Raw genomic sequence first — 16,135 nt, 5'->3', positions numbered from 1 at the left:
CTAGCAAGAACACTTGTTACATTTATGTAATTGTTTAAAGCGCCGCAGTGCGATAGAGTAGCTTGATTGATGGCTGTGGTATTACTGCGAATAAATCGATTAGAAATAACTAGTTAACTTCACTTTCTAATTTCAGTATGATGAATAACTCCCGCCTTTTACTCATTTCCCGATATTTTTAAGGCTCCTTTGTGAACAGTGACGTTTCTCTTAGCAGGTTTAAGCAGTTCCCACGCTTAATGTGGATCTTTCTGTTTGGCTCCTTTATCACCCGCGGTAGCTATTATATGGTCTGGCCATTTTTAGCGGTGATCTTATATGAGAGGTTTGCCTTATCAGCCACACAGGTTGGACTTATTTTATCCAGCGCTGCCATTATATCGGTTTTTACCAGCTTTATCGGTAGCTCTTTATCTGACCGAATTGGTCGCCACCAGCTGATGTACTTAACTGGTGTTCTCTACATCATCTCATTTTCGTTGCTGGCGGAGGTTGATACAGTCAGCGGCTATGTGGTGGTGATGACACTGTGCTCAATTGCCACCTCTTTGTGGCGCCCACTCACCTCAGCAGCAATTGGTGACATCATCACAGATCCCAAAACCCGCGAATTGGCGATGCAGTCGCTCTACTTCATCGTAAATGTAGGCTGCGCTGTTGGCCCTCTACTGGGAGTCTGGCTAGGCCTTACAGGCGAGCAATCGAGCTTTTACATTACCGCAGTAGCCTTTGCCTTACTGCTCGTGCTGCTCTATTGGGGATTTAAGGATCAAACCAGAGATAAGAGCAAAACAGAAAGTAGCGATAGCCAAAAGACGCAACGAACTAATATCAAAAAAACCAAAGCACCTGTGGTTACCCGCAAGATCATGATGACCATCTTACTGGAAGATAAACTACTGCAATGCCTGATCTTGGCTAATGTACTCTGCATGTTTATCTATGCTCAGATGGACAGTTCATTAATCCAATACTTAACCCGCTCTGAGGCACCAAACCTACTTGAACTCATCTCTGCGATGATATTCACCAATGCCTTAGTGATCATCTCCACCCAGTTTTTACTATTAAAAATGATGGCTCGCCATAGCTTAATCAAACGGATCCAGTTTGGCTTACTATTGCTGATTGTCTCGCAAGTCTGGTTAGCGATTAACCCTATCGATCTCTTTTGGGGCTGGATTGGTGCTGTGATCGTGATGAGCTTAGCCGAGACAATTCTGTTTCCAACCATGAATGTACATATCGACCGTTTAGCGCCAGACCATCTTCGAGGCGCTTATTTCGGGGCCGCTTCTTTTTATGAATTTGGCTTTGCTTTTGCCCCCCTTGGCGGCGGTATCATACTCGACCACTTCGGGGGCTATTGGTTATTTATGACTGGTGCGGCTCTCTCTGTGTTCGTCATCTACCTCTACAGTATTTTAGAGCGCTTACCTCGACCTGATTTTGAGCAGATAAAAGTGAATTAGCCAGGCGGTAAACCTTTGGTGTCACGCCGCAGCTCATATTGTCCAATCAAGTTGAACTTATCTGCTTGGCCAGTTTTTGTATCAGCGCTCTCATCAAGGCCACGGAGTGTGAATAACCATCCTCTTGCATGGTCATTTCAAAAGAGAAGTCCCTGTAGCTACCCTGATGCTCATAGCTACCAGACAGAATCACTTTAGATTGGCTGGTCACATGAAAATAATCTATCGACACACTCATATGAGCTTGCTGTGACTCTTGATCTCCTCTTAATGCAGGCACAAATACCTCTGTTTCACTCATGGCATTAAGATCATGCAACAGCAAATTAAAAATACTATCCGTTAATGGCTCAGCCCACATATGAAACGTAGCATAGTGAATTTTATGCGCATCCATCTGCATCACCAGATAGGGAGAACTCAGATAATCAGCTACTTCCAATGACAGTAACACCCTCTGTTTAACTTTATCCTTACTGTGATCCACTTGGGCTACACCAGAGGAGGCTGGATTATTCAACATATAATAACTGGTCATATCTGACTCAGAACTTGCACTGCATCCCCCTAAAAAGGGACTCAAGGCGAGAAGCGTGATTGGGATAATGTTTTTAATTATCATTGATTAGCCCCTGAATGTTTTTTCGGTTCATAATTCTTTGTACCAGAATCAAAGATAAGCCCATTTGGCTGGTGTTTTAACTGCTCAAGCAGAGGTTTAAGCTCATACATTACATCGGAGATACTCTTCATCGCTTCCTCCAACTCCTCGTAACCTTCTGAACCTTCTGAAAAATCTTGAGTCAATAAGGAGATATTTTCCAACGTGAGCCTTAACTCTCTAATGAGCTCCTGCTGATCTGCACTGATAAGCAGCTTATCTAGGCTCTGATTGGTGCCTTGCAGATCTTTGAGTAACACAGAGGCATTAACCAAAGTACCGTTCGCATTTCCAGCTATCTCGTCCAGCGGCAGCTGGTTCAACTTATCGACAAACTGCCCTAACTTACCCGCAATTTGAGAGAACTCATCTTTCACCGTAGGAATAACAGCGTAACCTTCATAGGTTTCAATATGGTCAATGGCGGGCATATCATAGTGTTGTAATTCAACGAACAAACTACCAGTCAGTAAGTTTCCAGTTTTTAAACTGGCTCGCAGACCGCTCTTCACCCAGTGCATATTCTGCTCATTCATCAAGTTAATGCCCTGCTCATTATCTGGTAGCCCGACTCGCCCTGGATGTAAGCTTATTAGCACAGGAATGCGGATCGCTTCGTTATACATCACATTAGGATCTGCCGTGGCTAAATTCACCGAGGCAACTTGGCCTATCAGTACACCACGATATTCGACTGGGGCTCCCACATTTAGCCCTCTGATACTGTCGCTGACAAACACCACATACTGGAGTGAATGTTTATACCGTGCATTACTGGCACTTTGATAGTCATTGAAAATATCGAAATAATCCCGCTCGGTGATCTTGTCACCTAGCGGCATACCATCTGGAACATCGAAGGTGACGCCATTGGTTAACATGGTTTCCACATTACCCGTTTTAACCGATATCCCCTCAGCGTTGAGATCCACTGTCAGTCCACTCACATCCCAAAAGCGAGTATTGCTTGTCACTAACTCATGGTAAGGAGATTTAATAAAGGCGTTGTAATAAACAACCCGCTCATCGATATTAAAGTAAACATCCTCAATCTGACCTACCGTTAGCCCTTTATAGATGATCGGATCTCCCTTTGAGTAGGCAAACTCCTCATCACTATTAAGGGTAATATGTAACCCTGGCGTTCCTATTGGCGTGATAGGGGCAGAATCTAGTGCGGTAAACTCATCCATAGGCTCATCAGATTTTCCCGGTGCAATCTCAATATAAACACCCGAGATCAATGTATCTAAACCTGAAACCCCTGAAAGGGATATTTTGGGTGTCACAATCCAGAAGTTGCTGTCCTCTACCAGCATCTTCTCGCTGTTTTTAGCAAGCCTTGCCGTCACCGTCACCCCATCGCCAGCATCATTAAGGGTAATGCTTTCCACTTCACCGATATTCACATGTCGAGACTTAATCTTGGTTTTACCCGCCTCCATCCCCTCAGCAGACTCAAAAAAGAGCGTCACCACTGGACCTTGATTGCTCCAATGGTAATAGACCATCCAACCACCAATTAGCAAGGCAACGATGGGCACAAACCAGATAGCAGAAATGCCTCTTACTTGCTTAACGTCTGCATCAACTTGTTGATCTGTTTTCATAAGCACTCTTATAGTTATAAATTAATTTCGGTTCAAAACTCATTGCTGCCAACATGGTGACAACCACAACACCAGAAAAAGCGAAAGTCGCAGCCCCAGGAACAATACTCATGGTGTTTCCTAACTGGACTAGGCTTGCCAAGATAATCACCACAAAGATATCAATCATGGACCAGCGGCCAACAAACTCAGCGATGCGATAAAGTATGATCCTTTGATGTTCGAGTTTCATCGAGTTGGTTTGCACACTGTAATTTAACCAGATAAGCACCAATATCTTGGCTATTGGCACCATGATGCTGGCAACAAAGATCACCATAGCAATAGGATAAGAGCCGTGATGCCACAATAAAATCACCCCTCCAATGATGGTGCTAGGATCGTCTTGCCCCAACAATCGAGTATTCATAATTGGCAGTGTATTCGCTGGGATATAGAGCAAGATAGAGGTGATAATTAAGGCCCAAGTTTTCTGGATAGATAAGCTAGGGTCCACATGATGAACAAGACTCTCGTTAATTGCAGGCTCCTCCTGCTTCACTGATGTTGATGTTGATACTTTAGTATTCTCTGCATATCTCGAACCTAAAACCTGAAATAGATAGCGCCTATCGATATGCAGCAGAGCAGCAGTCATGGAAACCGAAAACAGAATAAAAGCGAAAAATGAGGGGCCTAAAATAATATCCGCAAGTGAGATTATCTTAATTAGGCTCACCAAGGTGCCCACCAAAAATATCTCAACCATATTCCAGGGGATCAGTTTGAATATGATCCCCATAAGCCGATGCCCTTTCCACGGATAGCGTCCATTAATGAGAAAAGAGAGCAGATAGATCAAACTAAGTAATACAAAAGCAGGAATAAAAAATACGGTAACAAGCTCAATAATGGCAAGTGCGGTATAACCGCTGTCGATCAAAATACCGACACTGTCCAACATCTTAATATTATTTTCCAAACCACTTGATTTAAAAGAGATAAAATCAAATAGTGTTGATGCTATTAAAAATATTAATGCGGTGATCGAGAGCGCTAAAATGCGCTCTAGGGAGTTTGCGCGTTTAGCCGATAACAGATAGCCACAACGGGGGCAAACTGCTTTTTGATTTACCCTTAAACTAGGAATAACAACATTAAGGTCACACTCATGGCAAACTTCCTTTTCACCCGAAACATCTGATTCTATGTTCTTAATTATCATAAAATTAAATAAACCTAATTAAGATAACTGCGGGAAACTGATAAAGCTTTTGATAAAGCAGAAATATGTAAAGAATGAATTAAGTGAAGTTGAGAATGACAAGTTCGCAACTGTTAGTCAACATTTTGCTCACCCTTAGTCCAGTAGCGATATATCCCGCCCCTAGCTCCACCTTAAGATAATTAGCCTACAAAACAGCCAAAACCTATGTTACAACTTTGTTGACAGTTTGGCGCCCGTGTCGTACTTTTGTTTGAACTTTTTAAGGGAATAAAAATCATGAAAATAAAGCTCAATGCAGCTCGTTTTGTCGCGCTTGCCACTGTACTGCTCAGCACTGCATGTTCAACAACTTACAAGGTCGACCCAGATCTTGTTAGCCAGTTCAAACCAGAAGCGACCCCAACTCAAGATGAAACCTTTGTCTATGTTGTCAGGGGCTCTAAATTTCAAGGTGGAGCCCGTGGCGCCTGGCTTGCAGCCAATGATAAAGTTGTCGCAGATCTCGGCAACGGCACCCATACACTATTAAAATTAAAGTCAGGGATAAACTCCATTCATCTTGTTCAAGGCTTAGCTGGCTTTGCTTATGCTAAAGTCGATAACAAACCTGCCCAAACCCTTTTTATGTCAGTTGATTACACAACTGGAGAGATGAAGGAGCTTGAATATGATCTAGGCGCTTCTATGGTGATGCAAACGAAAAAAGCCAAAGATATTGGAGAAGTAAGAAAGAATGATGCCTACGATAACTTGTTAGCAAACCCTGCATTATTGGGCTTCCCTGTCATGAAACCTGCAATTGAGCCCATTAGCCCTGATGATGAAACCGCTGTCATTAATTTCTACCGTATGGAAACCTTAATTGGTGAAGTCCCCTTCGATATCTGGTCTGAAGAGGGCTATGTTGGCAGCACTCGAAGCGGCACCTACTTTCAAGTTCGAGTAAAGCCAGGAAAGCATACTTTTGTTGCGCTCTCTGAACGTTACTCTGTACTTGAAGCTAATGTAGAAGCGGGTAAAGAGTACCTGGCAGAGTTTGATGTCGATATGGGCTGGAATCAGGCACATGTACAAATTTTACCTATCGATCCGGTAAAAGAGGTTAAAATCATCAAGAGGTGGAAGGCTGAAGCAAGGTTAATGAAACTGGATAACGATGTCATAAACCAAGCTGAATTTAAACAACGCGCAGATCTAGCACGTGAGTATCTATATAAACAGTTTAAGAAGATCGATGCTGGTGAAATAAGCACCAGAGAGCTTAATAATCAGCATATTCTTTAACATTTTTTATTACAACCCACTTTTATAAGTGGGTTGTTCTGTAAGGAGTGTGTTGGCATTAATTTCTTATAATGATTGGTCTTACAGCTCAAAAGAGCATCAAACCAACCCCGTTGCAACCTTTTAATAACACTCACTCTTGTTATCAAGCCCCAATAGGTTTATCTTCACCCGTCAGTCTTTTGCCTGAAACTCCACAGCGGCAGAAACTGAGCAATGTAGAAGGTTTTTCTACTGTTTCAATAAAATTAAGCTAGGAAGCTAAAATGAAAAAAATAATCACACGTCTCTTGTCTCTCTCTTTGATGCTCACTTTTTTAACAGCCTGTGGCGCAGCACATGTTAGAACAGAAAAAAGCTCAAGTGATCTACATCAATATAAGAATATCTATTTAGGTAAGGTTGATATCCACTCACAGGAGGAAGCGGCAAAAACTAATGAAGAGCTGCAACTAAAGATGGTTGAATGGGAAGGTTTTGCCCGTACAGAGCTAAAAAACTACGTTGAAAAAAGCGAGTACACTTTAGTCGACACCTTAGACAATAAAGACACAACTTTAGCCGTCGACCTTGATATTGACCTAGTTTACGGTAACAGGGCTGCACGCTACTTTGGTGGTTTTGGCGCAGGTAAAGGCTCTGTAGACTCAGTGCTAAAAGTAACCGATCCCAAGACACAAGAGGTAAAATTTCACGCTATAGCGGAGAGCGATCTCTCAGTCGGTGCCTTCGGTGGCAGTATGGAGAGTGTATTGAAGACCAATATACAGAAGTTAATTGAACAGTACCCAAGAGCCGCTAAGCAGTAGCAGTTGAGCCGATAACTCAATAGATGGCGCAAAGCAACTCAAGCTAAGCGCCATCAGTTTTCGACTAGAAAAAAGCTGACGCTAACTTAATGAGGAATATAAGCCAAGCCAAATGGATTGCCCTCAACGGTCACTTCAGTAGAGAAGCTAGGTAATGCTATCCCAGGAACGGTTTCAAACACGCTCACCTTATTTTGAGTTGCGCCAGAGTGAGTCACATAGATTTTTTTCCCACTCGCGGTCACAGTGATATTATGCGGTGCACCATAAGGCGCGTTATCCGTGTCGATAATATGCCCTCTTTTTGCATCTATGGTATAGAGTCCTTGTGAACCACCATCTGCAATGTTGGTGACGTAGAGACGGCGATCTTGAGCGAATATCCCATGAGCATTGGGCACATCAAATTGGTAACGGGTTGCAAGGTTTTTGGTATTTAACGCCAATACAGTACCACTCTCTTGAGAAGGCACATAGAGGGTTTTACGCTTCAGTGGAGAGATAAATAGATGCGGATCTCCCCCCACTTTCTTGCGGGCAAGCTCACGGTTATGCTTAATCGATAGTTTGACCACATAGTCATCACTGCTCCCTCCACCAACTAAACTCACAAAAGCTGATCTGCCATTGTCAGAAACAAACACATCATGGGGTTTAAAGCCTTGCTCTATTAGATCTGCCGGTAAAGAAAGCGTATTTAATACACTTAATGAATTGGTATCAATAACAGTAACAGTTTTATCTATATCATTGTTTACAAGCAGCATTTGAGCATTTTTTGCTGCCCACATATGAAATACACCCTGTCCCGCCTGGATTGTAGTGAGTAGATTGAAGCCAAAACTGTCATAAACAACAATGCGATTATTGGCTCTATCCCCTACATAAAGACGATTCTCTTTATAAACGACATACATAGGCTCTGGCGTTGCGTTAGAGGCAGGCAACTGCAATGTGCTAACGACGGTGTCAGTCTGAGCATTAATGATTGAAACTGAACCCGAAGCGCGATTAGCAACAGCGACTTTTCCCTGCTCCATCTCTGTGTATGACGCCCCTGTACTAGCTACAACACCCACTCCACTGAATAATATTACTGAGAGTAAAAGAGATTTAACCTTCATATCATTTCCCCATTCCATTTATGTTATTTGTGCTTTGGCTCCAACTCAAACACAGAGGAGCACCATCAAAATAGGGGGGAGTTATCACGGAAGTGTCACAGATTGATAAAAAATCTAGTTAAACTGCAGGTTTAGATAAAATTAAAACAAAAGAATTAATACTTAAGGGTTACATACTTGAGATTAGAACACTTTCACGGATATAAAAAAGGTGAGTCAGCGTTAGCTAAACTCACCTTTTCAATGAAAACCTAGTAAAGAGGTGACTCACCTTCGGGTCGAGTCTTCAACACCTTGAGGAACCACATGTACTGCTCAGGGTAGGCTTGAATCACCTGCTCTACCGCCCTATTCAGCGCTATTGCCTCATTCTCTTTTCCCTGCATCTCATCGGGAGAGATAGCAGGCATGACAGTTAGCTCATAACGGCGAGATGTTTGGTCATAGCCTATCTTTACCGGTAAAACTTGCGCATTTCCAGCTTGTGCTAAACGTCCAACAACGGGCAAGGTTGCTTTCACCGTTCCCAAAAATGGTGCAAATACACTCTTATCGGGACCAAGATCTTCATCGGGCAAGTAGAAGAAACTATTATCATTTTTCAGCTCTGAGAGTAACGCTCTTATTCCCGCCTCACGCATATAGATATTACCACCTTGGCTACTTCGCATCCGGTTATTAAACCAGTTAAATAAGCCATTACGATGGGCTTTCGCCATAGACACCATGGACAGTTCCAGATTCAACCTTAAGCCTGCATACTCAATTCCCCAAACATGGGGCATGATAAAAATAACAGGCTGTCCAGCTTCACGAGCACGGGTGACATGTTCGAAACCATGCAGGTTTACTCGACGAATAATATTCGCTTTAGAGCGCACTAACAGCTCAGATTGGGCAAGTAAGATCATCACAAAATTTTCGACATTATCTTTAATTAATGCCTCAATTTCATCGCTAGACTTATCTGGAAAACAGGTCGTTAAATTAACACGGGCAACGGATAGTGGTTTTTTTGCTATTTTCATCACCAACTTAGCTAAAAGTCTGGCTAAAGGGTCGCGAAACCAAGCAGGCATAAGACCAAAAATCACTAAGATTAGGATCCCTACCCAGGTTAGCCAATATTTAGGGTGCAGCAAGGAAGCATGAAAACTTCGATTAAAATACTTAGGTTTTCTCGACAAAAAACTAACCTCTGACGATATAAACAAACTGAAAAAGCCACTCCTAGAGTGGCCTTAACATTTAACTAACGTTAGTCGTTCTTACTTAGCGTTAGCCTCTTCGACTCGGCTCTTCAGCTTCTGTCCAGGTCGGAACGTTACTACTCGGCGCGCAGAGATTGGAATATCTTCGCCTGTTTTCGGGTTCCTTCCCGGTCTTTGATTCTTATCTCTAAGGTCAAAGTTGCCAAAGCCAGATAACTTGACCTGCTCACCACTTTCGAGTGCTTGACGAATTTCTTCGAAAAATGCCTCTACCATCTCCTTAGCCACACGCTTGTTAATTCCAAGTGTTTCAAAAAGATGCTCTGCCATTTCGGCTTTGGTAAGTGCCATACTTTTAATCCCTCAACAATGCGTTGAACTCGGTCTTAAGAGCGTCAACAACTGAATCAACCATCTCAGCTATCTCCTTCTCTTCAAGTGTACGAGTGTTGTCTTGTAATGTAAGTGCAATCGCTAGGCTTTTTTGGCCCGGCTCAACACCTTTACCCTGGTATACGTCAAATAAGTTTATGCCAACCAACTGATTTTGGCCAACTTTTCTTATCATTTTTACAACATCACCGGCGAAAACTTCCTCATCAACTAAGATGGCTATGTCTCGACGATTGGCAGGAAACTTAGATACAGTCTGGGCTAGCGGAAGACGTGCATGCAACAAAGCATCTAATTCAAGTTCAAAAACAATTGTTTTACCATTGAGTCCGAAAGGCTTCTCTAAACTAGGATGTACTGCACCAATAACACCGATTACTCTATCATTCCTTAATATTTCAGCACATTGCCCCGGATGTAACGCTGGGTGCGCTGCTGATCTAAAAGTAAATTCTTCGTCGGATACTGTCAAGCCGAGAATTGCCTCAAGATCACCCTTAAGGTCGAAAAAGTCGACAGTTTTTGACTCCATTGACCAATGTTCGTCGTTTTGAGCACCGGAAATAACCGCACCTAGCATCGCCTGCTGACGCACGCCAGAATCAGCATTTTCGTCTGGAACAAAGCGTAATCCAGATTCAAAAAGTCGAACACGATTCTGCTGACGACTCTGGTTATAGCCTACCGCACTCAACAGACCAGTTAATGTTGATAGGCGCATTGCCGACATCTCAACTGAGATAGGATTTGGCAAAATCATCGCTTCTTGCTCAGGATGAACCAGTGCCTGCATCTTAGGATCGACGAAGCTGTAGGTGATCGCTTCTTGGAAACCACGAGACACTAACATGCTACGAACTCGCTTTAAGCTGATATCTGATTCTTTATGATCAGGCATGCTCAAAGAAGCGATGGGCGCCGTGTTAGGGATATTGTTATATCCATAGATACGAGCCACCTCTTCAATCAGATCCTCTTCGATAGCCATATCAAAACGGTAAGTTGCTGTTACTACTTCCCACTGACCTTCGCCAACCACGACATTGAAACCTAGGCGCTGAAGAATTTCAGTCACTTCGTCATCGCTGATATGATGGCCTAAAATACGGTCTAATTTACTGCGGCGCAGTGTGATCTCAACAGGCTTAGGCAGATTCTCTTCTGATTTAGCTTCACAGACAGGACCCGCTTCACCACCACATATATCAAGCACTAGACGCGTCGCACGATCCATCACTTTATGTTGCAGCTCAGGATCAACACCACGCTCAAAACGATGCGATGAATCAGTATGCAGACCTAAACGGCGAGTTTTTCCCAAAATAGCAAGTGGCGCAAAATAGGCACATTCCAGCATAATATCTTGAGTTTCAGCACCAACACCAGAGAATTCACCGCCAAACACGCCAGCGAGCGCTAGAGGCTTCTTTGCGTCACTAATGACTAAACTGTCAGCAGGAACCGTGATCTCGTTACCATCGAGCAGTGTGAGCTTCTCAGCACCATTTCCCATACGTACTTGAATGTCACCCTCAAGTTTTGCAAGATCAAAGGCATGCATCGGCTGACCAAACTCAATCAATACGTAATTGGTAATATCAACAATAGGATCGATAGAGCGAATGCCACTACGACGCAGTTTTTCCTGCATCCAAAGTGGAGTTTCCGCCTTCACATTGACGCTCTTTACAACTCGGCCTAAATAGCGAGCACATGATGCTGGCGCCTGAAGATCAACCTGAACACTGTCATCAATAGAGGGGACAACAGCTTCCCATGTCGGCTCTGTTACTGCTTGGCGATTAAGTACACCCACTTCACGGGCAAGTCCAGCCATACCAAGACAATCGGCACGGTTAGCCGTAAGATCAACGTCGATAACGGCATCATCAAGACTTAAGTACTCACGAAGATCGGTACCAAGAGGAGCATCTGATGGCAGCTCTAAAATACCATCACTTTCAATATCGATACCTAACTCACCATAAGAGCAAAGCATGCCAAAAGATGGCTCACCGCGCAGCTTGGCTTTCTTAATCTTAAAATTACCCGGCAGTACAGCACCAACCATGGCAACAGCCACTTTGATGCCAAGGCGACAGTTAGATGCACCACAGACAATGTCGATTAATTCATCTTGACCGACATTGATCTTAGTCACGCGTAATTTATCCGCATCAGGATGTTGACCGCACTCAACAACTTCACCAACGATAACGCCAGAAAACTCACCGGCAACGCCATCTACGCCATCGACCTCTAGGCCAGCCATCGTAATTTGATGTGACAACTCGTCACGGCTAATGTTTGGATTGACCCACTCACGAAGCCAAGATTCACTAAATTTCATGCTAATACAGCTCCGTTATTTAAATTGCTTGAGAAAACGTAGGTCATTTTCAAAGAATGAACGTAGATCGTTAACGCCATAGCGCAACATAGAGAGACGTTCAACGCCCATACCAAAAGCAAATCCAGAATATTTCTCAGGATCAATACCAACACTACGAAGTACATTCGGGTGAACCATGCCACAACCTAGTACTTCTAACCATTTACCATTTTTCCCCATCACATCCACTTCAGCTGATGGCTCTGTAAACGGGAAATATGATGGACGGAAACGCACCTGCAGATCTTCTTCAAAAAAGTTGCGTAGGAAATCGTGCAAAATACCTTTCAACTCTGCAAAGTTCACGTTTTCAGCAACCAACAGACCTTCAACCTGGTGGAACATAGGTGTGTGTGTTTGATCGTAATCGTTACGATACACACGGCCTGGAGAGATAATACGCAATGGCGGCTTTTCATTTTCCATCGTGCGGATCTGTACACCAGAAGTTTGGGTACGTAGCATCACCTTAGGGTTAAAATAAAAGGTGTCATGATCGGCACGAGCTGGATGGTGCTCTGAAATATTAAGCGCATCGAAGTTATGGAAGTCATCTTCGATCTCCGGTCCCTCTTTGACACTAAAGCCAAGTTCACCGAAAAAAGTTTCAATTCGTTCAATGGTACGTGTCACAGGGTGCAAACCACCATTGTCGATACGACGACCCGGCAGCGTGACATCTATGCTTTCAGCGGCAAGAGTCGCTTGCAGTTCGGCAGCTTTTAGCCCCTCTACACGCTCAGACAGGTGCTTTTGAACCGCCTGTTTCGCCTGATTAACCGCTTGTCCAAACGCTGGTTTTTCGGCAGGACTAAGCTTGCCCATCATCTTCATCATGTCAGTGATTTTACCTTTCTTACCTAGGTAATCGACACGAATTTCATCAAGGGCTTTTAGATCATCCGTCCCTTCAATGGCGGCTAAAGCCTGTTCTACGATCTCTGTTAACTGTGACATCATCTCTTCCAATGCGCGGCCCTCAGGCCATTGCTTTTAGTGCTAGCTAATTTCTTTGTGAAAATAGAAAAAGACTCAAATTTTACGTGACATGGAAGCTTTTGACCAGCGGGAATTTACTGTTTTATTTGCTAAACTGTTATTTTATCAAGATGTTCAATTATTCAACTCTCATAATTACCAAGCCACTTGTTAATAAGAGGTGGCAAAAAGGTAAAAATCGCTCGCGATATCACGGTCTGCAGCGTAATATCAAATGTAAAAGAGCTAAAACAAGCGCTTAAAGAACAGTTTAATCGCATTGTTTCAAAATAATTAATAAGCTATTTAAGGATTAACGCTAGCTATGGGTAACTCTAGTCCAACTCATTCCCCCATAAAGGTCCTACGCTGGCGTGACAGTTTACCGATCAAATTCTCTTTTATTCAATTTATCATCGCATCGCTCATCATCATCTCCAGTGTTTGGCTAATATTTACTATCGAAAAAAGTCATCATCTGGAGACTCAGATAGTACTTAGCCAAAATCAAGGTTTAGCCTTTGTCGCAACCTTAGAGCAGACCACCACGAAAATAGAGAGTTTAGCCAGCTCTATCGCCTCACTGGGTCAGATCTACAGTAACAATACTCAAGTGTTACAGGACTCAATACCGGCTTTACTTAATACTGACGGTAAACATCAGCTTATCTCTGGCGGTGGACTCTGGCCAGAACCCGTAGCATTCAGCCATGATAAACAAAGAGATAGTTTTTTTTGGTCCAGAAACAAAGATTTAGAACTGCAACAGATAGAGGGGTACAATAGTCAAATTGGCCCAGATTATCATGAAGAGAGCTGGTACAAACCGATACGCTTTTACCCCCAAAATACCGCACTGTGGTCCCAAGCCTATATTGACACCTACACCAAAGAGACCATGTTAACCGCCTCGGTTCCTATGTGGTCAGAGCATCAATTTCTTGGTGTAGCCACGATAGATATCACCCTTTCAGGCTTAGCTCACTTCTTTAATGAAGCTGTCAATGAGAAAACTGAAAATAAAGGCTATATTTTTGCTCTAGATCATCTCAATAAGGTGATCGCCTTCCCCGATGAACATCTATCCCCACAACTTATTGAGCCAAACTCACTATTTAAACCACTCTCCCAATTGGCTAAACACAAGCAAAACCTGGCAATCATCAACCAAAAACTACTTGAGGTAGATGAGGAGTTAATTCAGCGCGCCCAACAACACCCAGTTTTTAGTCAGAAGCAGCTGAGCTCTCTATTGCAGAGCACTCCAGTAGATCAAAGGGATAAACTTGCAGCCTTGATAAACCTCAACGCCAGTAAAACCCTCAATACTGCAGAGCTTATCGCTTCATTCAAACTCAGCCCAAACGAGCAAAATAATCAAGCATCATTGGTATCCATCTTCTTGATGCCCAGTACCTACTGGAAAATCATTTTAGTCACTCCACTGGATTCGATTAATGAGGAAGCCAATAATATTGCTGCACGGATCGGCTTCTATCTAGTTGTGATGCAGTTTTTCGGCCTGCTGCTGCTCTTTATCTTGCAACACAGACTCTTTATTCGACCAATATCAAGCATGGTTTTTGCCTTAAAAGAGAATCAAGTGGCTAAACTCGAACTTGAAGCTGCCAAGCGCAAAGATGAAGTAGGACAACTAGCGCAAGCATTTGTATTTCGCAACCATCAGCTTGAAGTCGCATTTGCCAGTTTAGATGCCAGTAATTTAGCCTTAGAGGAGCAACTTGCCGTCCAGCAACTGGCACAAAATGAGTTAAAGTTACGCAAAACTCAACTTAACTCATTACTCAACGCCTCTCATAACCTCATCTTTATTAAAGATCTTCAAGGTTCATACACCTTAGTCAATGACAGGTTTTGTGAAGTTATTGGCATTGAAAGACATGCGATTTTAGGCAAGAAAGATCTGCAGCTTTTTCCTCCTCACATTGCAGAGTTAATACTGAAACACGATAGGGTTACTTTAGACGCCCAAGAACCCCAGAGCTTTGAACAAGCCTTCCCCTCCTCCCATGGAGAAACCCTTTATCAGATAACGAAATTCCCCATTGTTAACGATGAAGGTGAGACCATCTCAATGGGTAATATGGCATTCGACATCAGCTCTCAAAAAGTTATCACCCAGGAGCTGCACGACAATAATCTGCAACTGACCAATGAGCTCTCAGAATTAAGTTTGCAGATTAAACAGGCTCAACAAAGAATTACTCAACAAAAAGAGGTCATTAACCAAATAGAGCATGAAAATTTAGGCGCTCAGCAGCAAAGACACATGGACTCCAATGTTTACCTACTATTTCCGGCAATGTTTTCAGCCCTTATTAAAAGACAGATGATAGAGCAAGATCATCTCGTGGCTCAGATGTGCCAAAATCAACAGGAAGCGGAAACCAAACTCGATACTATGCTAGCGCTGCTGACTCACAATACTGACACATTAAGGCATTTCCAGCAGATACTTTTGAGCAAAAACGAAGCCGTCAAAGCGATTAATCTATCTCAGTTTCTTAGCCATTTTCTGGCAGTATTTGAGACTAAATTAATAGAGGAGAATATTAACCTTGAGCTAGAATGCGATGAAAATATTATCGTCAACCTTCCCTCTTGGGATCTGCTACTCCTGCTCTACTCTATTGTTAATAACAGCCTTAATCATGCCTTTATTGATAAGCGCTCTGGTTGCAACATCGTCATAAGAGCGACACAGGAGAGCGAAACGATCATCATTACTGTCGAAGATAACGGCATAGGAGTAAGCCCAGAAAAACTGACTCAACTTAATGAGCAACTCCTTTCAAGCAACAGCCAACGCAGTCTGTCGAGACTCAATGGATGGTTAAAAGCTCAATTTAGTGGGCAGATCATCCTTGAAGCTAAAAGTAATCAGTATATGCGCACTATCTGTCACTTCGCTAAAAAGCCCTAGCCTAGCAGTCCCAATAAAAAAGATGCCGCAGCATCTTTTTTATTTAAGAG

Annotated in this window: 12 protein-coding genes; 4 read left to right on the top strand and 8 right to left on the bottom strand. The window is 43.0% G+C overall.

Annotated elements, in window-relative coordinates:
* The first annotated feature begins 191 nt into the window (after positions 1 to 191).
* Entirely contained in the window at positions 192 to 1,472 is a 1,281-nt protein-coding gene (locus K0625_RS09545; RefSeq protein ID WP_220109473.1) for an MFS transporter, read from the top strand.
* Between the two features lie 46 nt (positions 1,473 to 1,518).
* Here K0625_RS09545 and K0625_RS09540 read toward each other — a convergent pair whose 3' ends face one another.
* From K0625_RS09540 to K0625_RS09530, 3 genes are read right to left on the bottom strand one after another with little or no spacing between them, the layout of a single operon-like run.
* Positions 1,519 to 2,094, bottom strand: a complete 576-nt coding sequence (locus K0625_RS09540; protein ID WP_220109472.1) for a PqiC family protein — start codon at positions 2,092 to 2,094, stop codon at positions 1,519 to 1,521.
* The gene (pqiB, locus tag K0625_RS09535; protein WP_220109471.1) at positions 2,091 to 3,743 is read right to left on the bottom strand and encodes an intermembrane transport protein PqiB; all 1,653 of its coding nucleotides are present in this window, start codon (positions 3,741 to 3,743) and stop codon (positions 2,091 to 2,093) included. Before pqiB ends, K0625_RS09540 begins: the two co-directional genes overlap by 4 nt.
* Positions 3,721 to 4,947: a paraquat-inducible protein A gene (locus tag K0625_RS09530; RefSeq protein WP_220109470.1), complete on the bottom strand. Its 1,227-nt coding sequence runs from the start codon at positions 4,945 to 4,947 to the stop codon at positions 3,721 to 3,723. Before K0625_RS09530 ends, pqiB begins: the two co-directional genes overlap by 23 nt.
* 279 nt (positions 4,948 to 5,226) lie before the next feature.
* Here K0625_RS09530 and K0625_RS09525 point away from each other — a divergent pair, with 279 nt between their 5' ends.
* Both K0625_RS09525 and K0625_RS09520 read left to right on the top strand, forming a co-directional pair.
* Entirely contained in the window at positions 5,227 to 6,234 is a 1,008-nt protein-coding gene (locus K0625_RS09525) for a DUF2846 domain-containing protein (RefSeq protein ID WP_232846997.1), read from the top strand.
* A 266-nt stretch (positions 6,235 to 6,500) separates the two neighbouring features.
* On the top strand, positions 6,501 to 7,043 hold the full coding sequence (locus K0625_RS09520) for a hypothetical protein (protein ID WP_220109469.1): 543 nt from the start codon (positions 6,501 to 6,503) through the stop codon (positions 7,041 to 7,043).
* 86 nt (positions 7,044 to 7,129) lie between these two features.
* Here K0625_RS09520 and K0625_RS09515 read toward each other — a convergent pair whose 3' ends face one another.
* The 5 genes from K0625_RS09515 to pheS form a co-directional block, all read right to left on the bottom strand.
* The gene (locus K0625_RS09515; protein WP_220109468.1) at positions 7,130 to 8,167 is read right to left on the bottom strand and encodes a YncE family protein; all 1,038 of its coding nucleotides are present in this window, start codon (positions 8,165 to 8,167) and stop codon (positions 7,130 to 7,132) included.
* A 251-nt stretch (positions 8,168 to 8,418) separates the two neighbouring features.
* Positions 8,419 to 9,354: a lauroyl-Kdo(2)-lipid IV(A) myristoyltransferase gene (gene lpxM / locus K0625_RS09510; RefSeq protein WP_220109467.1), complete on the bottom strand. Its 936-nt coding sequence runs from the start codon at positions 9,352 to 9,354 to the stop codon at positions 8,419 to 8,421.
* An 81-nt stretch (positions 9,355 to 9,435) separates the two neighbouring features.
* Positions 9,436 to 9,729, bottom strand: a complete 294-nt coding sequence (gene ihfA, locus K0625_RS09505; protein WP_012324697.1) for an integration host factor subunit alpha — start codon at positions 9,727 to 9,729, stop codon at positions 9,436 to 9,438.
* A 4-nt stretch (positions 9,730 to 9,733) separates the two neighbouring features.
* Positions 9,734 to 12,121 carry a phenylalanine--tRNA ligase subunit beta gene (gene pheT, locus K0625_RS09500; RefSeq protein WP_220109466.1) on the bottom strand — a complete coding sequence of 796 codons (2,388 nt, stop codon included), beginning with the start codon at positions 12,119 to 12,121 and terminating at the stop codon, positions 9,734 to 9,736.
* Positions 12,122 to 12,136: 15 nt separating this feature from the next.
* On the bottom strand, positions 12,137 to 13,120 hold the full coding sequence (gene pheS, locus K0625_RS09495) for a phenylalanine--tRNA ligase subunit alpha (RefSeq protein ID WP_012324695.1): 984 nt from the start codon (positions 13,118 to 13,120) through the stop codon (positions 12,137 to 12,139).
* A 346-nt stretch (positions 13,121 to 13,466) separates the two neighbouring features.
* Between pheS and K0625_RS09490 the strand changes: the two genes are divergently transcribed.
* Positions 13,467 to 16,085 carry a PDC sensor domain-containing protein gene (locus tag K0625_RS09490; protein ID WP_220109465.1) on the top strand — a complete coding sequence of 873 codons (2,619 nt, stop codon included), beginning with the start codon at positions 13,467 to 13,469 and terminating at the stop codon, positions 16,083 to 16,085.
* Positions 16,086 to 16,135 lie beyond the last annotated feature (50 nt).

This window comes from Shewanella nanhaiensis (assembly GCF_019457885.1).
Lineage (GTDB): Bacteria > Pseudomonadota > Gammaproteobacteria > Enterobacterales > Shewanellaceae > Shewanella > Shewanella nanhaiensis.
This window is presented reverse-complemented; position numbering and strand designations above follow the sequence as displayed.

Excerpts from the sequence above, each read along its gene's own strand:
- K0625_RS09540 (WP_220109472.1), bottom strand. The coding sequence starts at position 2,094 with ATGATAATTAAAAACATTATCCCAATCACGCTTCTCGCCTTGAGTCCC.
- pqiB (WP_220109471.1), bottom strand. The coding sequence starts at position 3,743 with ATGAAAACAGATCAACAAGTTGATGCAGACGTTAAGCAAGTAAGAGGC.
- K0625_RS09530 (WP_220109470.1), bottom strand. The coding sequence starts at position 4,947 with ATGATAATTAAGAACATAGAATCAGATGTTTCGGGTGAAAAGGAAGTT.
- K0625_RS09525 (WP_232846997.1), top strand. The coding sequence starts at position 5,227 with ATGAAAATAAAGCTCAATGCAGCTCGTTTTGTCGCGCTTGCCACTGTA.
- K0625_RS09520 (WP_220109469.1), top strand. The coding sequence starts at position 6,501 with ATGAAAAAAATAATCACACGTCTCTTGTCTCTCTCTTTGATGCTCACT.
- K0625_RS09515 (WP_220109468.1), bottom strand. The coding sequence starts at position 8,167 with ATGAAGGTTAAATCTCTTTTACTCTCAGTAATATTATTCAGTGGAGTG.
- ihfA (WP_012324697.1), bottom strand. The coding sequence starts at position 9,729 with ATGGCACTTACCAAAGCCGAAATGGCAGAGCATCTTTTTGAAACACTT.
- pheT (WP_220109466.1), bottom strand. The coding sequence starts at position 12,121 with ATGAAATTTAGTGAATCTTGGCTTCGTGAGTGGGTCAATCCAAACATT.
- pheS (WP_012324695.1), bottom strand. The coding sequence starts at position 13,120 with ATGTCACAGTTAACAGAGATCGTAGAACAGGCTTTAGCCGCCATTGAA.
- K0625_RS09490 (WP_220109465.1), top strand. The coding sequence starts at position 13,467 with ATGGGTAACTCTAGTCCAACTCATTCCCCCATAAAGGTCCTACGCTGG.